Source organism: Stenotrophomonas sp. STK16_22, assembly GCF_051984505.1.
GTDB lineage: Bacteria > Pseudomonadota > Gammaproteobacteria > Xanthomonadales > Xanthomonadaceae > Stenotrophomonas > Stenotrophomonas maltophilia_A.
Map to the genome: position 1 here is coordinate 1,705,885 of NZ_CP196972.1, position 23,404 is coordinate 1,729,288.

Below are 23,404 nucleotides of genomic sequence, written 5' to 3' on the forward strand. Positions count from 1 at the left end.
TGGTCCCGCAGGGGAAGGTAGATCCACGCCATGCGTGGATGTCCTTGATTCAATGCCGCCAACGCGCCCACTGCTGGTACACCACATAACCCAGCCCGGTCAGGCCGGTCAGCAGGGCGGGGGCGAGCAGGGCGTCGTATTGCCAGCGCATGAACAACCAGGCGCCGAGGATGCCGCCGGCGAGGAAGCCGCTGATGATCAGGCCGCTGAGGGTCAGCCGCCGTACCTGCAGCGGCAGTCCGCGCAGCAGGTGGCCCAGGCCGATGCCGAGGTCGGTGAACATGCCGCTGAGGTGGGTGGTGCGCACCACCGCGCCACTGAAGGTGGTGGCCATCGCGTTCTGCAGGCCGCAGGCCATGGCGGCGGCCAGTGCGCCCCAGATCTGATGCTGTTCGAACAGCGGAATGGCCACCAGCAGCAGTGCGGATTCCAGCGCCAGCGCGACGCCGTAGCGGCGGCCCAGCTGCAATGCGCTGTCCTGGATCAGCAGGCCGCTGAGCATCGCGCCCAGCGAAAACGCGATCAGCAATCCCCACAGGTGGCCGACCGCGCGCCAGTCACCCTGGGCCAGCGCCATGCCCAGCTGGCTGGTGCTGCCGGTCATGTGGCTGACCGCCTGGTGCTCGAAACCGAGGAAGCCGACCACGTTGACCATGCCGGCCACGCACGAGAGCGCGACCGCGCCGATCCAGACCCAGGTGGGCAGGCGTATTCCCATCGGCGGGGCCCCTCAGGGCCCGCCGAAGCCGCCGTTGAACTGCAGCTCGCTGAAGGTGTTGCTGGCGGGGTCGAATACCGCGCCCCAGAACTGCGTGCCACCGTCACAGACGCGGATCGCTTCCCGTGTCGGGTTGATGCCGCTGTCGTCGGGCAGATGGAAGGCGTTGATGTAGATCAGCCGCTTGCCGGTGCTTTCGATGCCGACGTATTGGCGGTCGAAGTCCAGCACCTTCGGTACCTGTGACTCCAGCGACGACAGCTGCGCTTCCAGCTGGTCGATCTGCTGCCGGCTGGGTGCCCAGTAGCCGCTGACCCGCCCGGCCTCGCGGCCGGGACTGGGGCGCGAGCAGGTGTCGAGCACCTGCGCGGCGATGATCGGGCGGGTGACCACCCAGGATTGGCCGGTACGCTCGGCGGTCGGCACGCTGGCCGGGCCGCGCGTGGTGGTGCAGGCACCCAGGGCGGTTGCGAGGGCGATCGCAGCCGTGGGCAGCAGCAGGCGGGTGCAGCGGTTCACAACACCTCCGAAGCGTAATCGGCCAGGCGTGAGCGTTCGCCTCGGCGCAGGGTGATGTGCGCACTATGCGGCCAGTTCTTGAAGCGATCCACCGCGTAGGTCAAGCCCGAGGTGGTCTCGGTCAGGTACGGGGTGTCGATCTGCTCGACGTTGCCCAGGCAGACAATCTTGGTGCCGGGGCCGGCACGGGTGATCAGCGTCTTCATCTGCTTGGGGGTGAGGTTCTGCGCCTCGTCCAGGATCAGGTAGCGCGACAGGAATGTGCGGCCGCGCATGAAGTTCATCGAGCGGATCTTGATGCGGCTGGCGAGCAGGTCGTTGGTCGCCTGGCGTCCCCAGGTGCCGCCTTCCTGGTTGTGCGTGAGCACTTCCAGGTTGTCGGTCAGTGCACCCATCCACGGCGTCATCTTCTCTTCCTCGGTGCCGGGCAGGAAGCCGATGTCCTCGCCGACGCTGACCGTGGCGCGGGTCATGATGATCTCGCGGTAGCGCTGCTGGTCCATCGTCTGCGCCAGGCCGGCGGCCAGCGCCAGCAGGGTCTTGCCGGTGCCGGCGGTACCCAGCAGCGTGACGAAGTCGATCTCCGGATCCATCAGTGCGTTGAGGGCGAAGTTCTGCTCGCGGTTGCGTGCGCTGATGCCCCACACGGCGTGGCTGCCGTGGCGGAAATCATCGACCAGTGACAGCACCACCTTGCCGTCGCCGACCACGCGGCTGACGCGCAGCTCGACTTCATCTTCGCCAGGCAGGTAGACGTACTGGTTCGGGTACCACTCCTCGCCATCCTGCGCCAGGATTTCGTAATGCGTGCGGCCCTTGTCGCTCCAGCTGCGCAGGTCATCGCCGTGGCGCTTCCAGAAGTCTTCCGGCAGCTCGGTGGCGCCGGTGTAGAGCAGGCTGAAATCGTCCAGCGCGCGGTCGTTCTCGTAGTCCTCGGACACGATGCCGGCGATCGCGGCCTTGATCCGCAGGTTGATGTCCTTGGAGACGAACACCACCGGCAGGTCCGGGGTTTCTTCCTTCAGTGCCAGGATCGCGCCGAGGATGGCGTTGTCCGGGATGACCTTGCCGAAGCTCTTGCCGGCGTCGAAATGGCTGGTCTGGAAGCGCAGCTTGCCGGCGCTCTGCTTGCCGCGCAGCTGCAGGCCATTGGGTCGCTGCAGCGGAATGCCGTCGGCCAGGTTGTCCAGGCCGGATTCCTGCACCAGCTCGTTGAGGAAGCGGCTCACCTGGCGGGCGTTGCGGCTCGCTTCGGAGGTGCCCTTCTTGCCGTTGTCCAGCTCCTCGATCACCTGCATGGGCAGGTAGACGTCGTGCTCCTCGAATTTGAACAGCGCGGTGGGATCGTGCATCAGCACGTTGGTATCCAGCACGTAGATGCGCTTGCCTCGGGTCATCGTCGATTCCTGGTTACGGACAGGGAAAAACCACCACGGCCTGCTGCGGGGCAGGGTGATGGCAGACACAGTAGGCAGTGGGACTCACTTGGACTGGGAGGCCTTCAGTTCGGCGAGAACGGCATCGGCATGGCCGGCAACCTTGACCTTGCGCCAGGACTGCACGATACGGCTGTCGGGGGAAATCAGGAAGGTGCTGCGTTCGATGCCACGTACCTGCTTGCCGTACATGTTCTTCATCTTGATCACGTCGAAGGCGCTGCACAGTGCTTCGTCGCCATCGCTGACCAACGGGAAGTTGAAGCCCTGCTTGGCACAGAAGTTGTCGTGCGACTTCACCGAGTCGCGCGAGACACCGAGTACCACCGCGCCTGCCTTCTTGAATTTCGGCAGCAGTGCGTTGAAGTCGATGCCTTCGGTGGTGCAGCCGGGGGTGCTGTCCTTGGGATAGAAGTACAGCACCAGCCAGTGGCCGGCGTAGTCGCCGAGAGTGGCCTGTTCGCCACCGGACAGCGCCAGCGGCAGGGAGAGGGTGGTGCTGTCCAGGGTATCGCCGTTGTTCATGAGGTCCTTCTGTCGAGCCTGGGTTGTTTCTACGACAATTGCATGAAACGCCACGCGCCCGTGAGAGGCGCGCGAAGAATCAGAATTTCATCGGGTCCATGATCGCGTCCAGGTTCAGGTGGTCGCAGAATTCAAGGAAGTCGTCGCGCAGCGCGGCGATGTGCATGTTGGCCGGCACGCCAATGGTGACCTGCGCGCTGAACATCTCCGCACCGGTCTGCATGGCGCGGTAGCGCGTGCTCTGCAGGTTCTCGATGGTGATGCCCTGGCGGTCGAAGAAATCGGCCAGCTGGAACAGGATGCCCGGCTTGTCGGCGGCGATCACTTCGACGATGTACGGCAGCAGGTTGGACTGCGCCTGTTTGGCGGCGGTGCGGTACCAGACCAGTTTCAGGCCCTCTTCGCGCTCCAGCCGGGTCAGCATCGCTTCCAGCTTGGCCACCGAGTCCCAGGAGCCGGTGGCCAGGGCGGTGACCGAGACATCGCGGCCGACCGTGGCCAGGCGTGCGTCCACCAGATTGCAGCCGCTGTCGGCAATGCGGCGGGTGACGGACAGCAGGGGGGACTCCGGATGCGTCGTGTAGGCGTTGATCAGGAGGTGGTTTTCGCTCGGCGCGGGGCGCGGGGTGGTGTCGGTCAAGGCGATTCCGGGTAATGCATGCGTTAGTCTGAATGCCCGCCAGAGGCGGGGATCCACCGGTGTCCAGCATACTTGCCCGTGCTTTCGCGCCGCAAGTAACATTCAGGTCGCCCCCGGCCTTTCGTGGCGGGCGTTTTCCCTTTCCAGCCAAGAGCAGCACGTCCTTGTCCCTTTCCGGCCTCATCACCGCGCTGGCGACCCCGTTCCGGGCCGACGGCGCCCTCGATCCCGACGGTTGGCAGCGCCTGCTGCACCTGCAACTGGAAGGTGGCGTCCATGGCGTTGTCGTAGCCGGCTCGACCGGTGAAGCAGCGACCCTCACCGATGCCGAGTACGACCTGCTGCTGGCCAGCGCGGTCGAGCGCATCGGCGGCCGCATCCCGGTCATGGCCGGTACCGGCCTGTCGGGCACCGCCAAGACCATCGAACAGACCCGCCGTGCCGCCGCGCTTGGCGCCAGCCACGCGCTGGTGGTCACCCCGCCGTACGTGCGGCCGACCCAGGCTGGCCTGATCGCCCACTACCGCGCGGTTGCCGACCAGGGCGGGCTGCCGGTCGTGCTGTACAACGTGCCCGGCCGTACCGGGTGCGACATGCAGCCGGAGACCGTGGCCGAACTGGCCAGCCATCCCAACATCGTCGGCATCAAGGAGGCGGTGGGTGACACCGGCCGGGTGCAGGCGCTGCTCGCCCTGCGCAGCCCGCAGTTTGCCGTGTTCAGTGGCGACGACGGTACGGCGGCGCGCTCGATCCAGGCCGGTATCGATGGCCTGATCTCGGTCGGCTCCAACGTGCTGCCCGGCGCCTACCGCCGGATGTGCGAGCTGGCTGCCGCCCACGACCACGAAGCCACCGGGTCCTGGGATGCGCGCCTGCAGCCGTTCCATGATTTCTGCGGCGTTGAGCCGAACCCGATTCCGGTCAAGGCGTTGCTGCGCCGTATCGGCATCGGTCACGACCTGCGCCTGCCGCTGCTGCCGCTGTCGGTGGCGCACCATCCGGCGGCCGATCACCTTGCCGGCGACATCGCCGCCCTCGAAGCCCTTTCCAGCCACTGACCTTCCGTCTTGGTCTGACCCAGGAGATTCACATGCGTCAATCCGTATCCACCGTCCGCGTGCTGTCCTACGCCCTGCTTGCGGTGGCCGTTGCCGCCGGCACCACCGGCTGCTTCAAGCGTGGCGTCAAGGGCGACTACGCCCTGGCCCCGGAAATGCGTCCGCTGGAAGTGCCGCCGGACCTGAACCTGCCCAACGCTACCAGTGACAACAAGGTGCCGACCCTTGCCTCGGCGACCAAGCCGGCGGCCCCGGTGGCTGCGGCCCCGGCCGTGGGCAACACCGGTTTCACCATCGCCGGCGGCAAGGACGAGGCTTTCGCCAAGGTCGGCACCGCGCTGGAAGGCGTGGAAGGCGTGACCATCGCCAGCCGCGCGCAGCTGCTGGGCTCGTATGACGTGGCCTACGAAGGCAGCAACTTCCTGGTCCGCGTGGTCGCCGTCGATGCCGGCGCCTACATCTCCGCGGTCGACCCGCGTGGCCTGCCGGCCACTGCAGAAGCGCCGGTGAAGCTGATCGCCGCGCTCAAGGCAAAGCTGGCCCAGTAAGGGCCGGTCGGGTGGGTGCGGGCCCAGGTCCGCACGTGCCCGGGTAGAGGCCGACCTTGGTCGGCGCTTCTGTGCCAACCAAGGTTGGCACCTACCGGATCCTGCAGTTGGCACCTACCGGATCTTGCGGTTGGCAGCTACCGGATCTTGCGGTTGGCACCTATCGGATCGCGCGGATGCTATCTGCCGAGCAACGAAAAGGGCGCCATAGGCGCCCTTTTCGTTGCGGCAAGAGGCGCTTCTCAGCGCTCCAGCAGCTTCAGCTTGTCCGGCTTGCCGTCCCATTCGCCGGCGTCGGCGGGCGGGTCCTTGCGCACGGTCAGTACCGGCCACTCCTTCGCCAGCTCGGCGTTGAGGGCGACGAAGCTCTCCTGGCCGGCAGGAACATCGTCCTCCGGGAAGATCGCGTTGACCGGGCATTCCGGTTCGCAGAGGGTGCAGTCGATGCACTCATCCGGGTCGATCACCAGGAAGTTCGGGCCTTCGTGGAAGCAATCCACGGGGCATACTTCCACGCAATCGGTGTGTTTGCACTTGATGCAGTTTTCGGTGACGACAAAGGGCATGGGCTGGGGGTGGATCGATTCCTGAACCCGCCAATTCTAGAACAGGTTGGCCCCCGGTGTCGGCGCGGGGCGGAAATCGGGCGTCTGGCAGGCGCGGCCGTGGTGGTCGTTGGCGGCAGGGTGAGGCCTGTGCGACGCTGCGGGTCAGCCGGCTGCGTTGGATGGCCGGACCCCTTCCCAGCAGGATCGTTCATGTCCCCAGCCCAGCCCAACATCGCCTCCCATGGTGGTGAGAACACTGCATTCATCGTCCTGATCAGCTGCGTGGCCACGCTGGGTGGATTCCTGTTCGGCTTCGACAGTGGTGTCATCAATGGCACGGTCGATGGCCTGCGCCAGGCCTTCAACTCCAGCGAGGCGGCGCTCGGTTTCGAAGTGGCCTCGATGCTGCTGGGCTGCGCGATCGGTGCCTTCCTGGCCGGCTGGCTGGGGGATCGCCTGGGCCGCCGTGGCGTGTTGATTGCCTCGGCACTGATGTTCCTGGTCTCGGCGCTGGGCGCCGGTGCCGCACACGCTTCCTGGCTGTTCATCGCCGCACGGGTGCTCGGCGGCTTCGCGGTGGGCGCTGCCAGTGTGATGTCGCCGGCCTACATCGCCGAAGTGGCTTCGGCACGCTATCGCGGTCGCCTGGCCACGGTGCAGCAGATGGCGATCATCTGCGGCCTGTTTGCCGCCTTCCTCAGCAATTACCTGCTGGCCCGCGCGGCAGGGGCCTCCACCGAGCCATTGTGGCTGGGGCATGAGGCCTGGCGCTGGATGTTCTGGATGCAGGCGCTGCCGTCCGGGCTGTTCCTGCTGTTGTTGCTGGTGATTCCGGAAAGCCCGCGCTTCCTGGTCCTGAAGGGGCGTCAGCAGCAGGCGAGGGCGGTACTGTCGCGGCTGTACGGCGAGGCGGCAGCGGCGACCAAGCAGGCCGAGATCGAAGCCAGCCTGGCCCAGGATCAGCACAAGCCGCGCTTCAGCGACCTGCGCGACACGGTCACCGGCAAGCTGCGCCCGATCCTCTGGGTAGGCATTGGCCTGGCCATGTTCCAGCAGCTGGTCGGCATCAACGTGGTGTTCTATTACGGCGCGGTGCTGTGGCAGGCGGTGGGCTTCTCGGAAAGCGACGCGCTGCTGATCAACGTGCTGTCCGGCGCGCTGAGCATCGGCGCCTGCCTGCTGACGGTACTGTTGATCGACCGCATCGGGCGCAAGCCGCTGCTGTGGATCGGCTCGGTTGGCATGTCGGTGGCGCTGGTGCTGATGGTGGTGGCGTTTGCCAGCGGCAGCCTGGCCGATGGTCGCCTGCAGCTGTCCGATGGCATGGGCCGGCTGGCGCTGGTTGCGGCCAACGTCTATGTGGTGTTCTTCAACATGTCCTGGGGCCCGGTGATGTGGGTGATGCTGGGCGAAATGTTCCCGAACCAGATCCGCGGCCCGGCGTTGGCCGTTGCTGGTGCGGCGCAGTGGACGTCGAATTTCGCGATCACCGTGACCTTCCCGATGCTGCTGGCCGGCATCGGCCTGGCCGGGGCCTACGGCATCTACGCTGTCGTTGCGATCCTCTCGATCTTCTTCGTGGTCCGTTACGTACGCGAGACCAAGGGCAAGGAGCTGGAGCAGATGGAAGGCTGACGGCCGGCCTGTGTTTCAGCGCCTCCTTTCTCCGTGGGGAGACTGCTGGCCAGCCGATCCAGGACACGCCGTAAACCCGTCCATGAAGTGACCCCCGAGACTTGGACGGGGTCAGGCGGCCGATTGGGCCTGCTCCCGGTACTTTACCGGGCTCAGACCTTTCAGTTTCAGTTTGATGCGCTCTTCGTTGTAGTACTGGATGTATTCCACCAGCCCAGCTTCCAGACTCTCGATGCTGTCAAAGCTGTTCAGGTAGAAGAATTCCGACTTCAGCGTCCCAAAGAAGCTTTCCATCGCCGCATTGTCCAGGCAGTTGCCGCGCCGGGACATGCTTTGTTTCAACGAGTGCTTTTCCAGCATGTGCCGGTAGTTTTCATGCTGGTACTGCCAGCCCTGGTCGGAGTGGATCATGGGGCGCTCATCCGGGGGAAGCTTCTTGATGGCCTCCTCCAGCATTTGACCCACCAGATCAAATACGGGCCGACGCTTGATCTGATAAGCCACGATTTCGCCGTTGTAGAGGTCCATGATCGGCGACAGGTATAGCTTCATGCCCTGCACCTTGAACTCGGTCACGTCAGTCACCCACTTCTGGTTGGGCCGCTCGGCATGGAACTGGCGATTGAGGTCATTGCCAACCACAACATTGGCCGCCCCCTTGAAGGCCTGGTAGCGCTTTACGCGCACCCGCGATTTCAGTCCCATCTCCCCCATCAGGCGCTGAACCCGCTTGTGATTGGTCCGATGACCCTGATTGGCTAATTCCAGCGTCACCGTGCGATAGCCATAGCGCCCTTGGCTTTGATCGTAGATTGCACGGATGCGCTCGCACAGGGCTGCCTCATCCTGATCCGGATGGGCCAGGACATGGTTCTGGTAATAGAACGTACTGCGTGACAGCTCAGCTGCTTCGAGCAGAAGCGACAGCGTATGAACCTGCCTCAATCCTTGGACGGCTTGCGCTTTGCGTCCTGCGCCGCCTGCTCTTCCCGGATCAAGGCATCGAGTTTTTTTAGGTAGTCGGTCTCCGCACGCAGATAGGCGACTTCCTTGAGCAGCTCATCGCGGCTCATATCTTCAGGCGGCTTGGACGAACGGGTCTTCTTCATCGGCTTTCGGGGCGGCGGCGGAGGGGGTGCCAACGCTTGGGCACCGCCTTGAGCATACAGGCGCCGCCATCGCCCCACCGCGCCGGCATCGCCAATTTGAAAGTAGGTGGTGGCCTCGCGCCCGGACAGGCCGTCCTGGCTCATTTTCTCCAGGACAGCCAGCTTGAACGGGAGGTCATAGGACCGGGCCTGGCGATGAAATCCCCGCCTACCATGCAGCCGATAGGTCGCCACCCAGCGCCTGACCGTGGAGAACTCCAGGCCGTGGCGACGGGCAATGGCTTTGACCGATGTGGAGGTCTTGCAGGCCTCTTTGGCGACCTGCAGTTTGAAACGCGCGTCGTATTTGTTCATGTATCCCTCGGGGTTGGATCTGGTGTCCAACTCCCGGGGGTCACTTCACCATGGGGGCTCGATGGCGCCTTGCTCGCGTGCGCTGTCCTGCGCACTCGGCAAGACCAGGGTTGGGCTCCTTGCCCAACCCGTCGGGCGCATGCGCCCAACCCATGGCGCCAACGGTCCTGGATCGGCGGGCCTGCAGCCTCTGGTCAGATCATGGGTTGCGCGGACGCGGCGCAGCACGTCGGGGTCGAGTTTGCCGCGAGTACGGAAACTGTGAAGAGTGCGGGCAAGGCCATCCAGGGCAGGACCGTGAGCGCCATGGATGGCGCGACCGAGCCCCCAGGGATGGGTTTACGGCGTGTCCTGCCCTGGATGGCCTTGCCCGAGCTCCTTTCGGGAGGGTTGGCGCTACAGCGATCAAGCGGGCGGGGTGCGCCAAATCCGGAAAACAGAAAAGCCCGCACAAAGGCGGGCTTTTTCGGTTCCTGCTGCGGCGACTGGCGCTCCCTAGGGGACTCGAACCCCTGTTTTAGCCTTGAGAGGGCCACGTCCTAACCACTAGACGAAGGGAGCGTAACTGTGTCGCTGCCGAGGCAGGAGCGCTAGTATATGCACCTCGATGCCATTGGGCAATCCCGAAACTTCAACCGGAAGCGCCAACATCATTTCCTCTGCTACATCACCGTTCAGCCTGCGCGTCATCCCGCGCGACCAGCACACGATCTCCCGCAAGGACATCAGCCCGAACTCCCTGCGCGTGCTTTATCGCCTGCGCGATGCCGGCTTCGGCGCCTACCTTGTCGGCGGCGCGGTGCGCGATCTGCTGGTCAATGGCCAACCCAAGGATTTCGACGTGGCCACCGACGCCACGCCCGAACAGGTCAAGCAGCTGTTCCGCAACTGCCGCCTGATCGGTCGCCGGTTCCGCCTCGCCCACGTCGTGTTCGGCCGCGAGATCATCGAAGTCGCCACCTTCCGTGCCAACAGCGATGACGGCAGCGGCGACCGCGAGATGGAAAACGGCATGCTCGTGCGCGACAACGTGTACGGCACCATCGAAGACGACGCCATCCGCCGCGACTTCACCTGCAACGCCCTGTACTACGCCATCGAGGACTTCTCGGTGCGTGATTACACCGGCGGCTTCGAGGACGTCCAGGCGCGCCTGATGAAGCTGATCGGCGACCCCGAGCAGCGTTATCGCGAAGATCCGGTGCGCATGCTGCGTGCGGTGCGCCTGGCGGCCAAACTCGGCTTCCAGATCGAAGAGGGCACCGCCGCGCCGATCCCGCACCTGGCGGGCCTGCTCAACGAAGCCGCACCGGCGCGCCTGTTCGAAGAAGTGCTCAAGCTGTTCCTGTCCGGGCACGGCGTGGCCAGCTTCGAAGGCCTCGAACGTTACGGCCTGCTGGACGTGCTGTTCCCGGAGAGCGCCAAGGCGCTGAAGTCCAACCGCACCGGCGCGCTGCGCCGCATGCTGGTGGAGGGCCTGGCCAACACCGATGCACGCGTGGCCAACGATGAACCAGTCTCGCCCGCGTTCCTCTTTGCGCTGCTGCTGTGGCCGGCGTTCTGCCGAGCCCAGGCAACCCTGCTCAAGCAGGGCGTGGCACCGGAAGAGGCGCAGCGCCGTGCGGCCGACCGCGTCACGGTGCAGCAGCTGAGCACCATCGCGCTGCCGCGCCGCTTCTCGCTGCCGATGCAGGAAATCTGGCTGCTGCAGTCGCGCTTCAGCTCGCGCCAGCGCAAGCGCGTGTTCCGTACCCTGACCCATCCGCGCTTCCGCGCTGCGTTCGACTTCCTCAGCCTGCGCCAGGTGGCCTCGGCCGAGCACGCCGCCGATGTCGAGTTCTGGCGTGAGGCGCAGGCGCAGTCCGGTCGCGAGCTGGAATCGTCGCTGGACGTGATGCACAGCGAAGAGGGGGATGACGAGAGCGGGGCACCGCGCAAGCGCCGCCGTCGCCGCCGTCGTCCGGGTGCCCCGGCCGGTGCGGCTGGCGAGTAAACGATGACCCTTGCCTGGATCGGCCTCGGCGCCAACCTTGGCGACGCGGCCGCCACCGTCGGCGCGGCGATTGCCGCGCTCGACGGCCTGCCCGATACCCGCCTGCGCCAAGCCTCAAGGCTGTACGCCACGCCGGCCTGGGGCAATGAAGACCAGCCGCCGTTCGTCAACGCGGTGGCCGCGGTCGAGACCACGCTGCCCGCCGATAGGCTGCTGCAGGCGATGCTGGCGCTGGAGCAGCGTTTTGGTCGCGTACGCGATCCGGCGGTGCACTGGGGCCCGCGCGCGCTGGACCTGGACCTGCTGCTGTATGGCGCGCAGGTGCTCGACCAGCCTGGTCTGCAGGTGCCGCATCCTTACCTGCACGAGCGTGCCTTCGTGTTGGTGCCGCTGGCCGAAATCGCGCCGGATCTGGCCATTCCCGGCCATGGCCGCGTGCGGGATGCAGTGATGCGGGTGGATGCCTGCGGGATTGCGCCGATAGGGTGATAATGCCCGGGTTATCTCCCCCGGTTATCAGCACATGAGCACCCACGCAGACAGCAAGCCCTGGACCGTTCCCGCCCTGGCCGAGGCCAAGCGCAATGGCCAGAAGCTGGTCATGTTGACCGCCTACGACGCCGGCTTCGCCCGCACTTTCGATGCCAACGGCGTCGACCTGATCCTGATCGGCGATTCGCTGGGCATGGTCGTGCAGGGCCATGATTCGACTTTGCCGGTGACCGTGGCCGACATGGTCTACCACACCCGCGCCGTGGCCCGCGTGCTGCAGCGTGCGTTGCTGGTGGCCGACCTGCCGTTCGGCGCCGATGCCACCCCGGAGCGCGCGCTGGATGCCTCGTTGCAGCTGCTGCAGGCCGGCGCCGAGATGGTCAAGATCGAAGGTGCCGGCTTCAAGGTCGACATCATCCGCTACCTGGTGGAGCGCGAGATTCCGGTCTGCGCGCATCTGGGCCTGACCCCGCAGTCGGTGCTGCGACTGGGCGGCTTCAAGATCCAGGGTCGTGGCGATGCCGCGCGCCAGCTGGTGGAAGATGCCAAGGCTGTGGCCGCTGCCGGCGCCAGCATCATGGTGCTCGAATGCGTGCCGACTCCGGTCGCCGCCGAAGTGACCGCTGCGGTGGATGTGCCGACCATCGGCATTGGCGCAGGCCCGCAGTGCGATGGCCAGGTGCTGGTGCTGCATGATTTCCTCGGCCTGGACAGTGGTCATCGCCGTCCCAAGTTCGTCAAGGATTTCCTTGCCGAAGGCGGTTCGGTGGCCGGTGCCACCCGCGCCTATGCCGACGCCGTGCGCGACGGCAGCTTCCCCGACGAACAGCACGCCTACGCCCAATGATCCAGACCTTCAACGAGCTCGGCGCACTGCGCGGGCAGATCGCCCAGTGGAAGCGCGAGGGCCTGCGCGTGGCGCTGGTGCCGACCATGGGCAACCTGCATGGGGGTCACCATTCGCTGGTGACCCTGGCCCGCCAGTACGCCGACAAGGTGGTGGCGAGCATCTTCGTCAACCCGACCCAGTTCGGGCCGAACGAGGATTTCAGCCGCTACCCGCGCACGCCCGAGGCCGACGTGGCCGGGCTGGAGCAGGCCGGCTGCGATGCGGTGTGGCTGCCCAGCGTCGAGGTGATGTACCCGCTGGGGGTGGACAAGACCACGCGCATGCACGCGCCGGGCGTGAGTGAAGTGCTGGAAGGCGCCAGCCGTCCGGGGCACTTCGATGGCGTGTGCACGGTGGTGGCGCGCCTGTTCCTGCAGGTGCAGCCGGATGTGGCCGTGTTTGGCCGCAAGGACTACCAGCAGCTGGCCGTCATCAAGCAGATGGTGGCCGAACTGTCGTTCCCGATCCAGATCGTCGGTGCGGACATCGTGCGCGACGAGGATGGCCTGGCCAAGAGCTCGCGCAACCAGTACCTGAGCGCCGAACAGCGCCCGCTTGCGACCACCATCCACCGTACCCTGCTGGGCATGCGCGAAGGCTACGTGGCCGGGCAGGCACGTGATCGCATCGAGGCCGACGCCACGGCGGCATTGCAGGCGGCCGGTTTCCAGGTCGACTACGCCGTGTTGCGCACGCCGGAACTGGCCGAGCCGACCTTCGACGGCGGTGGCCGCGTGGCGCTGATCGCCGCACGCCTGGGCAGCACGCGCCTGATCGACAACCTGGAGTTCTGAGCCGCATGCGGCTCCGGGGCGCCCGCAACGGGCGCCTCTCGACTTCCCACGGACGGGAGACCGGAAATGAAGACCCCCAGCACCGATACTGGCCGTCTTGCCCAGGCCTCGATCCTGGCGGTGCTGGCCGCCGGCATGCTGCCGGCCCAGCTGTTTGGCGGGCTGTTGTTCGCGCTTGAATTCAGGCGCACGCCGATGCCTGCGCTCACCGGCGGTGGGCTGATGTTCGTGCTGGCCGTGTGCAATGCGATCGCGGTGTTGCTGCCGATGGCGCTGATCCTGCAGTCTCAACAGCGGCTGCGCCGGACTGGATTCGTGCTGGTCGGCTTCGGGCTGGGCGCGCTGGCCATGGCCACCTGCACCTGGCCGGGCGCGGACAGTGGTCCGCTGCTGCAGCGCCTGCGCTATGTCGACACCTTCGACGTGATCAGCTATGCCTTGCAGGTGCTGGCCGCAGGTGGCTTCGGCCTGGTCGCCGGGCTGGCCTTCCATACGGTGTTCCGGCTGTCTCTGGAGGGCAGTTCCGGGCATGCCGCGCCGCCGCCGCCGGGGGAGGGGGCCTGAACAGCCTTCAGCGTCCTGCTGCGGCCCCGTGACGATGGCCAAGCGGGTGCTAGAATCCGCTCTTTCCTTTGCCGTTGCAGCGCCCCCATGCACCTGTCCCTGCTCAAGACCAAGATCCACCGCGCCACCGTCACCCATTCCGAGCTGAACTACGAAGGCTCGATCGCCATCGATGACAACCTGCTGGCTGCCACCGGCATCCGCGAGTTCGAGCAGGTGCACATCTGGGACGTGACCAACGGTGCGCGCTTCTCGACCTACGCCATCCGTGCCGAAGCCGGCAGCGGCGTTGTCTCGCTCAACGGTGGTGCTGCGCGCCACGTGCAGGTCGGTGACATCATCATCATCGCCGCGTTCGCCAGCATGACCGAGCAGGAAGCTGACAGCTTCAAGCCGAAGCTGGTGTACGTTGATGGCAAGAACCAGATCTCCCACACCAACGACACGATCCCGACCCAGGCCGCATGACAACGAACAACGGATTCGACTCGCTGCATTCCCACGCCCAGCGCCTGAAGGGCGCAAGCATTCCCAGCCTGCTCGCCGCCGAACCCGGCCGCGTGCAGGACCTGGCGCTGCGGGTCGGTCCGTTGTATATCAATTTCGCGCGGCAGAAATACGATGCCGCGGCGTTGCAGGCCCTGCTCACGTTGGCCGCCGACCGTGATGTCGGTGGTGCCATCACCCGCTTGTTCCGTGGCGAGCAGGTCAACCTGACCGAAGGTCGCGCCGCGCTGCATACCGCGCTGCGCGGCGACGTGGTCGATGCGCCGGTGGCGGCCGAGGCCTATGCCACCGCGCGCGACATCCGCCAGCGCATGGGCGTGCTGGTGCGTGCGCTGGAAGACAGCGGCGTCACTGACGTGGTCAGCGTCGGCATCGGTGGTTCCGATCTCGGTCCGCGCCTGGTCGCCGATGCGTTGCGCCCGGTCACCGGCGCGCGCCTGCGCGTGCATTTCGTATCGAACGTGGACGGCGCCGCCATGCAGCGCACACTGGCCACGCTGGATCCGGCGAAGACCGCCGGCATCCTCATCTCCAAGACCTTCGGTACCCAGGAAACCCTGCTCAACGGCCAGATCCTGCACGACTGGCTGGGTGGCAGCGAGCGCCTGTACGCGGTCAGTGCCAATCCGGAACGTGCCGCCAAGGCCTTCGCGATCGCTGCCGATCGCGTACTGCCGATGTGGGACTGGGTCGGTGGCCGTTATTCGCTGTGGTCGGCCGTTGGTTTCCCGATCGCGCTTGCGATCGGCTTCGAGCGCTTCGAGCAGCTGCTGGACGGCGCCGCGCAGATGGATGCGCACGCGCTGGATGCACCGCTGGAGCGCAACCTGCCGGTGCTGCACGGCCTGACCGACATCTGGAACCGCAACGTGCTGGGCCATGCCACGCATGCGGTGATGACTTACGACCAGCGCCTGGCGCTGCTGCCGGCCTACCTGCAGCAGCTGGTGATGGAAAGCCTGGGCAAGCGCGTGCAGCGTGACGGCCAGCCGGTCACCACCGACACCGTGCCGGTGTGGTGGGGCGGCGCGGGCACCGATGTGCAGCACAGCTTCTTCCAGGCACTGCATCAGGGCACCAGCATCGTTCCGGCCGACTTCATCGGCTGCGTGCACAACGACGATCCCTACACGATCAATCATCAGGCCCTGCTGGCCAATCTGCTGGCGCAGACCGAAGCACTGGCCAATGGCCAGAGCAGCGACGACCCGCACCGTGATTACCCGGGCGGCCGCCCGAGCACGCTGATCCTGCTCGACGCGCTGACCCCGCAGGCGCTGGGTGCGCTGATCGCCATGTACGAACACGCCGTGTACGTGCAGTCGGTGATTTGGAACATCAATGCCTTCGACCAGTTCGGTGTCGAGCTTGGCAAGCAGTTGGCCAGTGGCCTGTTGCCGGCGCTGCAGGGTGAGGATGTGGCGATTGCCGATCCGATGACCCGCGAGATCCTGGCGCAGCTGAAGGGCTGACCCGGGCTGCGGATGTGCCGGCGCCCGCCGGCCATCCGATGCCTCTCCGGTTGCCTTCGATCCGGTCGCGCAGGAATGGCGGCGCGGCCACTCATTCCACGTCACCTCCGTACTTCACGTGCAGCGTATTCGTGCGCCCTGCCGCAGCGCAGCTTGACGCACTTCACACGCGGATGCAGTGTGCACGGGCGGCTGTACCTGTCATCCAGTATCGCTCGCAGCATGATGTTGATGCCAGGGACTGGCCGTATCCGAAGGGACGTGGAATCGATCCATGTCCTCAACGCCTCATGTTGTGAATGACAGGAGATTGCGAATGGATCTGAACGACGATGTTGTGTCCGGCTGGCTCAATGGCTCGGACGATGTGGATGGGTGTGCCAACCCTGCGGGTTCGCTGTTCATCTACGGTGCGGCAGCCACCGAAGCGGCCCTCACCGGAGCTTCGGACACCATGATCACCGGGGGCACCAACGAGTGCACCACCACGGTATCGGTGATCAACCACTGCCTGTGTTGCTGATGTAACCCGAGCCGGCACGCAGAGGCATGCAGCTGCGTGCCGGCGACTGGAACAGACTCTCGATATCTCGCAGGGGGCGTAATGACCGCTTCTCCGGCTGCGGCCGCGTTTGCGTGCATCACCGAACATTTCCTTGCCCAGGCGCGCGCTGCGCTGGTTGCCGGCCTGCATGATCCCGCCATTGCTCTGCAGCCTGGCGAGCGCGATCTGCTGCATGCACGGGGCGATGCGGCACTGCGTGAGCATGCCCAGCTCAAGCTCAACCGCGTGCTGCTGCTGGAACTGCACGCCGCTGCGCGCAGCGGTGACATCGGCCCGCTTGACAGCGCTGGGGTGCTGGACGAATTCGTTGCCCTGGCCACCAGCGAGGGCTTCCGCACGCATCTGCAGCGACGCTATCCGGTGCTGCTGCCGCGCCTGACGCGCATGCTCGTAGGACAATGTGCGGCTGTGGTGGAGCTCGCTGTTCGCATCGGCAGCGATCGTGCGGCGCTGGCAGAGTTGCTGGGTGCGCCGGCGGGCACGCTGCATGCCGTTGCATTGGGACGCGGTGACCTGCATGGTGGCGGCCGGACTGTGGCACGGCTGCAGTTCGATGGCGGCACGGTGATGTACAAGCCACGCTCATTGCGCATCGATGCGACGCTTGATGGCCTGTTGTCCACGGTCTTCGGTGACGGCCCTGACCGCGTATGCGTGCCGAAGGTGATTGATCGTGGCAGCCACGGCTGGGCCGCCTTCGCCGCGCACCGCTACTGTGCCGATGACCTTGAACTGCGTGCCTACTACCGCGGTCTTGGCCATTGGCTGGCAATCCTGCGCCTGGTCGGTGGCACCGACATCCATCTGGAGAATCTGATCGCGGTCGGGCCGGTGCCGGTTGTGGTCGACGCCGAAAGCGTGTTCTCCCGGGTAATCGACATCGAGCCATCAGGGCTTGGCGATGCGTACGACACCGCCGTCAAGCTGATGCGTAATTCAGTGCTGCGTACCGGAATCGTGCCATTCCGTACTGCCGGCCTGGGCATGGAAGGCGTGGATCTGTCCGCAGCCGGCGCACTGCCGGGCGAGCAGCCGCGGGTACAGGTGCCGGTGATTGTCGAGGATGGGACGGAACCGGCCCGCTTGGGCATGGTTGAGGCCGAGGTCTCCGTTGCGCAGAATCATCCCAGCGCGCAGCCCGATGTGTCGTTGTACTGGGATCACATCAGCGAGGGCTTCATCGACGCCAGTGGGCGCCTGCGCGCGCTCGATGCGAAGGGTGAACTGATGCCGCTCCTGGCGGCTTTCGAGGGCTGCCAGGTGCGCGATGTGCGGCGGCCGACCATGGCGTACGCCGAGCTCGGGCGAATGCTCTGGCATCCGGCATCGCTGCACAACGAAGCCCAGGCGGTTGAACGCGCGATCGACCTGCTGGTGCGCAATGCGGCGGTGTCACCGGCCGCGCCATCGGACCTGGAGACCGTGCGCGGCGAAGTGGACGACCTGCGCCACGGTGACATTCCGATCTTCGCATCGCAGCTGGACGCGGCCCGCATCCGCTCCATCACCGACAACTGGCGTGCGATGCGCATCGACCTGGAAGACGTGACCATCCGCAGCACGCTGGTAGCCACCGACCTGAACCAGCATGCGCTGGCCCGCGCCGAGGCTAGATCCGGCCACAGCTATGCAGCACAGCATCCGCGTGCGGACGACCTGGATGCACGCCGTCGCACGCTGGCCGCGCGCGCGGTGGAGAGCCTGCTGCGGCTGGCGGTGCACGGCGAAGACGGTTCGATGACCTGGATCACGCCCGAGGTGACCCGTACCGGATGGACCGTCCAGCCGGTGCAGCCCGACCTGTATTTCGGGCTGGGAGGCATTGCGTTCGCACTGGCGGCCTACTGCCGGGAAGTGGAGCAGGGGCGTGCCGACCCGGTAGTGGGGCTGGCCCCGGCCATCGATGGCGCCCTCGCGGTGTTCCAGACCATGTGTGAGCGGCATCCCGCCGAGATCGATGGTGGATTCGTCGGAACCGGTTCGCAGATCTGGACATTGCTGGCATTGAACGACCTGTTGCAGCGACCGGCGCTGCTGGCGCTGGCGGAGCGCTGCGCAGAAGCCGCAGAGCGTCGCGGATTCCAGGAGGCGACGAAGTTCGAACTGATTGATGGCGTGTCCGGCATGATCCTGCCGTTGTTGTCGCTGGCCGGGGCTACCGGAAACGCGCGCTGGCTGGAGCTGGCGGCCGCAGCGGGACGTCGCCTGCAGGATGCTGCGATCGTCGACACGGACGGTGCGCGCTGGCCGACGCCACAGTTCCGCGAGCCGATTGGTGGCTTCGGCCACGGCGCGATGGGCATGGGCTGGGCGCTGGCACGGCTGGCGCGTTCGGATGCCGGCAGTGTGCCTGAGCGGGCCGCCTGGCGGCAGCTGGCCGAAGGAGCCTTTGCGTTCCAGGCGGCGCTGTTCGAGTCGTATACCGGGCGCTGGCGCGATATCCACCTGGAAGACGGGCAGAAGAACTTCCCGACCTGGTGCCATGGCAGCGTCGGCATCGGTCTGGCGGCGGCGGATCTGTATGCCCGCACCGGCGATCCCGCGCAGCTGCGTGACATGCGGCGGGCTGTGGCCGACGCGCGCGGCAAATGGGGGTTCAGCCACACCCTGTGCCACGGCGATGTGTCCACCCGGGAGCTGCTGGTTCTTGCGGCTGCGCTGGATCCGGAGGGATGTCCCTATCCGCAGGATGAGGCCGCCATCGAGATCGTTTCTTCGATCGAGGAGCACCAGGGCATGGTCGGCGGGTTGACCCGCGCGGCCTTTACTCCGGGCCTGATGATCGGTCTGGCAGGTACGATCTATGGCTTCCTGCGCATGCATCCGGCCTGCACGCTGCCGTCGCCGCTGCTGCAGGAGACGGTAGCGGCGCGGGTCGATGCGTCGGCGTCGCGCTCCAGCGCCGCGCAGGACCGAGCAGTGCTGGCCGAGGTCTGAGCCGGACGGGTCCGGCGATCAACGGCTGGGATCGCGTTCCGGGCTCGGCCGCTTGGCCAGCTTGCGCTGCAGTGAACGCCGGTGCATGCCGAGCAGGCGGGCGGCTGCGGACACGTTGCCGCCGGTCTCGTGCATCGCCTGCTGGATGTGTTCCCACTGCAGGCGGCTGATCGGCGTCATCGCATCAGGCACTTCCATTTCACCATCATCGGCCGGGCCGTCGTCTTCCTCGCCGAGCGCGCGCAGGATCATCGGCACCGTGGCCGGCTTCGGCAGGTAGTCGTCGGCACCGAGCTTGATCGCCTCCACCGCGGTGGCGATGCTCGCATAGCCGGTCACCAGCAGGATGCGCATGTCCGCGCGCAGGGCACGCAGCGGCTGGATCAGTGCCAGGCCGGAATCGCTGCCCAGCTTCAGGTCGATCAGCGCGAACGCCGGCGGATGCTGGCGGGCCAGCGCCAGCGCACTGGCGGCATCCTGTGCGGTCTGCGTTTCAAGCCCCTTGCGGGCCAGGCTGCGCTGCAGGGTACGCAGGTACAGCTCGTCGTCGTCGACCAGCAGGCCCAGGGTGGAGTGATGAAGGCTCATGGGGTGTCCTCACGTGGGGTCAGCGGCAGGCGGAAGCCGACGCGGCTGCCGGCCCCCTGGGCCGGGCGCATCCACATCTCGCCGTCGAGGCGTTCGATGGTGGCATGGGACAGGGCCAGGCCGACGCCCATGCCCTCGCTTTTGCTGCTGCCGAACAGCTTGCCCGGCAGCACCGCGGCACGGGCGTCGAAGCCGTGGCCGTAGTCGCGGACTTCGCCGATCAGGTCGTCGCCTTCGATGCGCAGGTCCAGGTCCACGCGCGGCCGGCCGGCCTGCTCGCCGGCATCGGCGGCATTGTTGAGCAGGACCATCAGCAGATGGCCCACGCCCGGGTCGAGTGGTAGCCGCAGCGGCGCATCGTCATTGCGATGCAGGTCGATGGTCGGCCGCACCAGGCGCCACTGTTCCAGTACCTGCTGGGCGCTGGAGTGGCTGCGACCCGGTGCATCGGCCGAGGCCGGTGCGGCCAGCGCCAGCACGCGCTCGCGGCACTGCACCAGCAGCTCGCGCAGGGTTTCCATGTCTTCGCGTACTTCGGGCTCTTCGCTGCGCTCGGCGACGTCATCGGCGAGCAGGGTCATGGTCGCCAGCGGCGTGTTCAGTTCATGCGCCACCGAGGCGGCATGGGTGGCCAGGGCGACGATGCCCTCGTTGCGGGCGAAGCGTTCGCGCAGGGCCGACAGTTCCAGTTCGCGCTGGCGCAGCGCCAGTGCCAGGCGGGTGGAAAAGGTCAGCACGACCGCTGCGGAAATCAGGAAATTGGCGACCACGCCCCAGCGGTTGAGGTCCTGGGCGCGGAAATAGCCATCCGGCAGCGACTGGCCGAAGATGCCGCTGGCGGCGTAGCCGAGCAGGCAGGCCAGCGCCACCGCCAGTGCCCAGCGCAGGGGCAGGGCGAACGCGGCGAGCGCGATCAGGATCAGGAACAGCGAACTGAACGGGTTGGCCATGCCGCCACTCCAGCCCACCATCCAGGTCAGGATGATCACGTCCACCAGAATGTGGCCGAACGCGGTCAGTGGCGCGGTGTCGGCCGCCTCCGGGCGCAGCTGGGTGTAGATGTTGAACAGGGTCAGCACGGCCACGCCCGCCCACAATGGCAGTTGCGGCAACGGCAGGCCCAGCACCCAGGTGGCAACCAGGATGGTGGCGGCCTGGCCACCTACGGCAAGCCAGCGCAGGCTGCACAGGGTTCGGAGAAACGGGGCGTCGGGACCGGTCATTCACGCTCATCGTATGCGTTCACGCGTGACCGTGCCTGCGACAATCGGCCGCAGCCGTGCCGCCGGCTGAATGCGAGTCACCCGGAATGCGGAGGCGGGCGGTAGAATGCGCCCATGCACGACGCCGTTACCCGCCCGACGCCCCCTTCCGATGCCACTGCCTGGCCCCGCCGCCAGACCCATGCCGTCCAGATCGGCGGGGTCACCGTAGGCGGAGGCAAGCCGGTCGTGGTGCAGTCGATGACCAACACCGATACCTCCGACGTGGCCTCCAGCGTGAAGCAGGTGGCCGAGTTGTGGCGTGCGGGTTCGGAAATGGTGCGGCTGACCGTCAATACCGTGGAAGCGGCTGCGGCGATCCCGCGCATTGTCGACAAGCTGGCGATGATGGGCATCGACGTGCCGCTGATCGGTGACTTCCATTACAACGGCCATCAGCTGCTGACCGCCGAACCGGCCTGTGCCGAAGCGCTGGCCAAGTACCGCATCAACCCGGGCAATGTCGGCTTCGGCAAGAAGAAGGACCTGCAGTTCGCCCAGTTGATCGAGTTCGCGATCCGCTACAACAAGCCGGTGCGCATCGGTGCCAACTGGGGCTCGCTGGACCAGGCCCTGGCGGCAAAGCTGATGGACGAGAACAACCTGCGTGAGCAGCCGTGGGACGCCGGCCGCGTGCTGCGCGAGGCGCTGATCCGCTCGGCGCTGGATTCGGCAGAGCAGGCGGTGGAGCTCGGCCTGCCGCGCGACCGCATCGTACTGTCGGCCAAGGTCAGTGGCGTGCAGGAGCTGATCGCGGTGTACCGCGACCTGGCCCAGCGCTCGGATTTCGCCCTGCACCTGGGCCTGACCGAGGCCGGAATTGGCAGCAAGGGCATCGTCGCCTCGTCCGCGGCGCTGAGCGTGCTGCTGCAGGAGGGCATCGGTGACACCATCCGCATCTCGCTGACCCCGGAACCGGGCCAGTCGCGTACGCAGGAAGTGATCGTCGCCCAGGAGCTGCTGCAGACCACCGGCCAGCGCGCCTTCACGCCGCTGGTCACGGCCTGCCCGGGCTGCGGCCGCACCACCTCCGAGTTCTTCCAGGAGCTGGCCAAGGTGGTACAGAACCACGTGCGCGAGAAGATGCCGCTGTGGAAGATCCACCACCCGGGTGCGGAGAACATGACCCTGGCGGTGATGGGCTGCATCGTCAACGGACCGGGTGAGTCGCGCCATGCCAATATCGGCATCTCGCTGCCCGGCACGGGTGAAACGCCTGCAGCGCCGGTGTTCGTCGATGGCGAAAAGAAGGTGACCCTGCGTGGCGAGAACATCGCCCAGGAATTCGTCGCCCTGATCGACGATTACGTCGAACACACGTATGTCCGAAGCGCCGGATAAGCCTGCGATCCTCGCTGCACCGGAGTCCGCCTCCGGCTTCCGCCACTGGATGGCGCGCAATGCCTGGCGCCTGGTCCTGCTGTTCGGTGGCGTGCTGCTGCCGCTGGCCGGCTTCGTCGCCCTGGCTGACGAGGTGCACGAGTTTGAATCGTTCCATTTCGATGCGCCGCTGCTGTGGCAGATGCATGGCCTGCATTCGCCGCTGCTGGACCGCTTCTTCGTGCTCATTTCCAGACTGGGCTACGAATGGTTCCTGATCCCGGCCGACGTGCTGATCATCGGCGTGCTGCTGGGCTACCGGCGGTGGCGCGAGGCGACCTTCGTGGCGGTCAGCTTCGTCGGCTCTGCGCTGCTGAACATGGGCAGCAAGCACTTCTTCCAGCGCCAGCGCCCCAGCCTGTGGGAATCGATCGCGCCGGAATCGACGTTCAGCTTCCCCAGCGGCCATGCGATGGGCTCGATGACCCTGGCAGTGACCCTGGTGCTGCTGGCCTGGAACACCCGCTGGCGCTGGCCGGTGCTGCTGCTGGCACCGGCATTCAGCCTGCTGGTCAGCGTGTCCCGGGTCTACCTGGGGGTGCATTACCCCTCCGATATCCTGGCCGGATGGTGTGCCGCGCTGGTTTGGGTGGTAGGGTGCTATCTGGTCATGTTCAGTCGCCGGCACCCATGGCGACGTCACGGCTCGCCGCCAGCGAAGGCCAGCGAAGCATCATCACAGGGGGATTGACGTGGATGGCCCTTGAGGGACGTCTACGTGATAGATCAGTTGTTTCGTTGCAGCAGGTTCTGCAAGACAGGGGGCAAGCACAACGCGCGGTAGTGTGATGCGCAAGGCAGATTGCCGGGGTCGCATTCCGAACGCGCTTGCAGGGGTATCGGCACCCTGCCTAGCTTGACCTGCAATGGC

General features: G+C 66.3%; 23 protein-coding genes and 1 tRNA gene. 14 read left to right on the forward strand and 10 right to left on the reverse strand.

Annotated elements, in window-relative coordinates; all coding sequences use genetic code 11:
• Positions 1-49 precede the first annotated feature (49 nt).
• From ACSYAO_RS07855 to ACSYAO_RS07875, 5 genes are all read right to left on the reverse strand, one after another.
• Entirely contained in the window at positions 50-718 is a 669-nt protein-coding gene (locus tag ACSYAO_RS07855; RefSeq protein WP_049463692.1) for a YoaK family protein, read from the reverse strand.
• Between the two features lie 12 nt (positions 719-730).
• Complete coding sequence (locus ACSYAO_RS07860; protein ID WP_197655993.1) at positions 731-1,237, reverse strand: hypothetical protein; 507 nt, start codon at positions 1,235-1,237, stop codon at positions 731-733.
• Positions 1,234-2,634, reverse strand: coding sequence for a PhoH family protein (locus ACSYAO_RS07865; RefSeq protein ID WP_010484287.1), 1,401 nt, complete (start codon positions 2,632-2,634; stop codon positions 1,234-1,236). The genes ACSYAO_RS07860 and ACSYAO_RS07865 overlap by 4 nt, the downstream gene beginning before the upstream one ends.
• A gap of 84 nt (positions 2,635-2,718) precedes the next feature.
• Positions 2,719-3,198: a peroxiredoxin gene (locus tag ACSYAO_RS07870; protein ID WP_049445310.1), complete on the reverse strand. Its 480-nt coding sequence runs from the start codon at positions 3,196-3,198 to the stop codon at positions 2,719-2,721.
• A gap of 79 nt (positions 3,199-3,277) precedes the next feature.
• Complete coding sequence (locus ACSYAO_RS07875; RefSeq protein WP_005409051.1) at positions 3,278-3,838, reverse strand: glycine cleavage system protein R; 561 nt, start codon at positions 3,836-3,838, stop codon at positions 3,278-3,280.
• A 164-nt stretch (positions 3,839-4,002) separates the two neighbouring features.
• Between ACSYAO_RS07875 and dapA the strand changes: the two genes are divergently transcribed.
• Together dapA and ACSYAO_RS07885 are read left to right on the forward strand one after the other, a co-directional pair.
• On the forward strand, positions 4,003-4,896 hold the full coding sequence (gene dapA / locus ACSYAO_RS07880) for a 4-hydroxy-tetrahydrodipicolinate synthase (protein ID WP_049423505.1): 894 nt from the start codon (positions 4,003-4,005) through the stop codon (positions 4,894-4,896).
• Between the two features lie 32 nt (positions 4,897-4,928).
• A complete protein-coding gene (locus ACSYAO_RS07885) occupies positions 4,929-5,444 on the forward strand; it encodes a hypothetical protein (protein WP_006432432.1) in 516 nt (171 codons plus the stop codon).
• Positions 5,445-5,686: 242 nt separating this feature from the next.
• On the opposite strand, the gene fdxA is transcribed toward ACSYAO_RS07885, so the two are convergent.
• On the reverse strand, positions 5,687-6,010 hold the full coding sequence (fdxA, locus tag ACSYAO_RS07890) for a ferredoxin FdxA (RefSeq protein ID WP_004153066.1): 324 nt from the start codon (positions 6,008-6,010) through the stop codon (positions 5,687-5,689).
• 192 nt (positions 6,011-6,202) lie between these two features.
• Between fdxA and ACSYAO_RS07895 the strand changes: the two genes are divergently transcribed.
• On the forward strand, positions 6,203-7,627 hold the full coding sequence (locus tag ACSYAO_RS07895; protein WP_071229267.1) for a sugar porter family MFS transporter: 1,425 nt from the start codon (positions 6,203-6,205) through the stop codon (positions 7,625-7,627).
• Positions 7,628-7,738: 111 nt separating this feature from the next.
• On the opposite strand, the gene ACSYAO_RS07900 is transcribed toward ACSYAO_RS07895, so the two are convergent.
• A protein-coding gene (locus tag ACSYAO_RS07900; protein WP_197656034.1) for an IS3-like element ISStma2 family transposase occupies positions 7,739-9,090 on the reverse strand; the annotation gives its coding sequence in 2 pieces (ribosomal slippage) (positions 7,739-8,643 and positions 8,643-9,090; 1,353 coding nt in all).
• 486 nt (positions 9,091-9,576) lie between these two features.
• Positions 9,577-9,651: transfer RNA gene (locus ACSYAO_RS07905), tRNA-Glu, on the reverse strand.
• 52 nt (positions 9,652-9,703) lie between these two features.
• Here ACSYAO_RS07905 and pcnB point away from each other — a divergent pair.
• From pcnB to ACSYAO_RS07950, 9 genes are all read left to right on the forward strand, one after another.
• Positions 9,704-11,083, forward strand: coding sequence for a polynucleotide adenylyltransferase PcnB (pcnB, locus tag ACSYAO_RS07910; protein ID WP_440566776.1), 1,380 nt, complete (start codon positions 9,704-9,706; stop codon positions 11,081-11,083).
• A 3-nt stretch (positions 11,084-11,086) separates the two neighbouring features.
• Positions 11,087-11,572 (forward strand): 2-amino-4-hydroxy-6-hydroxymethyldihydropteridine diphosphokinase, encoded by a 486-nt coding sequence (gene folK, locus ACSYAO_RS07915; protein ID WP_262220541.1) that lies wholly within the window; start codon positions 11,087-11,089, stop codon positions 11,570-11,572.
• Positions 11,573-11,606: 34 nt separating this feature from the next.
• Entirely contained in the window at positions 11,607-12,422 is an 816-nt protein-coding gene (panB, locus tag ACSYAO_RS07920) for a 3-methyl-2-oxobutanoate hydroxymethyltransferase (protein ID WP_005416119.1), read from the forward strand.
• Positions 12,419-13,258, forward strand: coding sequence for a pantoate--beta-alanine ligase (panC, locus tag ACSYAO_RS07925; protein WP_197655953.1), 840 nt, complete (start codon positions 12,419-12,421; stop codon positions 13,256-13,258). Before panB ends, panC begins: the two co-directional genes overlap by 4 nt.
• A gap of 66 nt (positions 13,259-13,324) precedes the next feature.
• The gene (locus tag ACSYAO_RS07930) at positions 13,325-13,822 is read left to right on the forward strand and encodes a hypothetical protein (protein WP_197655952.1); all 498 of its coding nucleotides are present in this window, start codon (positions 13,325-13,327) and stop codon (positions 13,820-13,822) included.
• An 87-nt stretch (positions 13,823-13,909) separates the two neighbouring features.
• Positions 13,910-14,290 carry an aspartate 1-decarboxylase gene (gene panD / locus ACSYAO_RS07935; RefSeq protein WP_032128853.1) on the forward strand — a complete coding sequence of 127 codons (381 nt, stop codon included), beginning with the start codon at positions 13,910-13,912 and terminating at the stop codon, positions 14,288-14,290.
• Positions 14,287-15,801 carry a glucose-6-phosphate isomerase gene (gene pgi, locus ACSYAO_RS07940; RefSeq protein ID WP_197655951.1) on the forward strand — a complete coding sequence of 505 codons (1,515 nt, stop codon included), beginning with the start codon at positions 14,287-14,289 and terminating at the stop codon, positions 15,799-15,801. Before panD ends, pgi begins: the two co-directional genes overlap by 4 nt.
• A 316-nt stretch (positions 15,802-16,117) precedes the next feature.
• On the forward strand, positions 16,118-16,324 hold the full coding sequence (locus tag ACSYAO_RS07945) for a DUF6229 family protein (RefSeq protein ID WP_010484314.1): 207 nt from the start codon (positions 16,118-16,120) through the stop codon (positions 16,322-16,324).
• An 81-nt stretch (positions 16,325-16,405) separates the two neighbouring features.
• The gene (locus ACSYAO_RS07950) at positions 16,406-19,303 is read left to right on the forward strand and encodes a type 2 lanthipeptide synthetase LanM family protein (RefSeq protein ID WP_197655950.1); all 2,898 of its coding nucleotides are present in this window, start codon (positions 16,406-16,408) and stop codon (positions 19,301-19,303) included.
• Between the two features lie 18 nt (positions 19,304-19,321).
• Here the strand turns inward: ACSYAO_RS07950 and ACSYAO_RS07955 are convergent, their stop codons facing one another.
• Together ACSYAO_RS07955 and ACSYAO_RS07960 are read right to left on the reverse strand one after the other, a co-directional pair.
• The gene (locus tag ACSYAO_RS07955) at positions 19,322-19,891 is read right to left on the reverse strand and encodes a response regulator transcription factor (protein WP_012510702.1); all 570 of its coding nucleotides are present in this window, start codon (positions 19,889-19,891) and stop codon (positions 19,322-19,324) included.
• Positions 19,888-21,114 (reverse strand): ATP-binding protein, encoded by a 1,227-nt coding sequence (locus tag ACSYAO_RS07960; RefSeq protein ID WP_032128856.1) that lies wholly within the window; start codon positions 21,112-21,114, stop codon positions 19,888-19,890. Before ACSYAO_RS07960 ends, ACSYAO_RS07955 begins: the two co-directional genes overlap by 4 nt.
• Before the next feature lie 114 nt (positions 21,115-21,228).
• Here ACSYAO_RS07960 and ispG point away from each other — a divergent pair, with 114 nt between their 5' ends.
• Together ispG and ACSYAO_RS07970 are read left to right on the forward strand one after the other, a co-directional pair.
• Positions 21,229-22,494 carry a flavodoxin-dependent (E)-4-hydroxy-3-methylbut-2-enyl-diphosphate synthase gene (ispG, locus tag ACSYAO_RS07965; protein ID WP_414574493.1) on the forward strand — a complete coding sequence of 422 codons (1,266 nt, stop codon included), beginning with the start codon at positions 21,229-21,231 and terminating at the stop codon, positions 22,492-22,494.
• Positions 22,475-23,224, forward strand: a complete 750-nt coding sequence (locus ACSYAO_RS07970) for a phosphatase PAP2 family protein (protein ID WP_032128858.1) — start codon at positions 22,475-22,477, stop codon at positions 23,222-23,224. The genes ispG and ACSYAO_RS07970 overlap by 20 nt, the downstream gene beginning before the upstream one ends.
• The last annotated feature ends 180 nt before the right edge of the window (positions 23,225-23,404 follow it).

Excerpts from the sequence above, each read along its gene's own strand:
- ACSYAO_RS07895 (WP_071229267.1), top strand. The coding sequence starts at position 6,203 with ATGTCCCCAGCCCAGCCCAACATCGCCTCCCATGGTGGTGAGAACACT.
- ACSYAO_RS07865 (WP_010484287.1), bottom strand. The coding sequence starts at position 2,634 with ATGACCCGAGGCAAGCGCATCTACGTGCTGGATACCAACGTGCTGATG.
- panC (WP_197655953.1), top strand. The coding sequence starts at position 12,419 with ATGATCCAGACCTTCAACGAGCTCGGCGCACTGCGCGGGCAGATCGCC.
- folK (WP_262220541.1), top strand. The coding sequence starts at position 11,087 with ATGACCCTTGCCTGGATCGGCCTCGGCGCCAACCTTGGCGACGCGGCC.
- ACSYAO_RS07950 (WP_197655950.1), top strand. The coding sequence starts at position 16,406 with ATGACCGCTTCTCCGGCTGCGGCCGCGTTTGCGTGCATCACCGAACAT.
- ACSYAO_RS07930 (WP_197655952.1), top strand. The coding sequence starts at position 13,325 with ATGAAGACCCCCAGCACCGATACTGGCCGTCTTGCCCAGGCCTCGATC.
- ACSYAO_RS07870 (WP_049445310.1), bottom strand. The coding sequence starts at position 3,198 with ATGAACAACGGCGATACCCTGGACAGCACCACCCTCTCCCTGCCGCTG.
- panD (WP_032128853.1), top strand. The coding sequence starts at position 13,910 with ATGCACCTGTCCCTGCTCAAGACCAAGATCCACCGCGCCACCGTCACC.
- ACSYAO_RS07855 (WP_049463692.1), bottom strand. The coding sequence starts at position 718 with ATGGGAATACGCCTGCCCACCTGGGTCTGGATCGGCGCGGTCGCGCTC.
- pgi (WP_197655951.1), top strand. The coding sequence starts at position 14,287 with ATGACAACGAACAACGGATTCGACTCGCTGCATTCCCACGCCCAGCGC.
- panB (WP_005416119.1), top strand. The coding sequence starts at position 11,607 with ATGAGCACCCACGCAGACAGCAAGCCCTGGACCGTTCCCGCCCTGGCC.
- fdxA (WP_004153066.1), bottom strand. The coding sequence starts at position 6,010 with ATGCCCTTTGTCGTCACCGAAAACTGCATCAAGTGCAAACACACCGAT.
- ACSYAO_RS07945 (WP_010484314.1), top strand. The coding sequence starts at position 16,118 with ATGGATCTGAACGACGATGTTGTGTCCGGCTGGCTCAATGGCTCGGAC.
- ACSYAO_RS07970 (WP_032128858.1), top strand. The coding sequence starts at position 22,475 with ATGTCCGAAGCGCCGGATAAGCCTGCGATCCTCGCTGCACCGGAGTCC.
- ACSYAO_RS07955 (WP_012510702.1), bottom strand. The coding sequence starts at position 19,891 with ATGAGCCTTCATCACTCCACCCTGGGCCTGCTGGTCGACGACGACGAG.
- ispG (WP_414574493.1), top strand. The coding sequence starts at position 21,229 with ATGCACGACGCCGTTACCCGCCCGACGCCCCCTTCCGATGCCACTGCC.
- ACSYAO_RS07960 (WP_032128856.1), bottom strand. The coding sequence starts at position 21,114 with ATGACCGGTCCCGACGCCCCGTTTCTCCGAACCCTGTGCAGCCTGCGC.
- ACSYAO_RS07885 (WP_006432432.1), top strand. The coding sequence starts at position 4,929 with ATGCGTCAATCCGTATCCACCGTCCGCGTGCTGTCCTACGCCCTGCTT.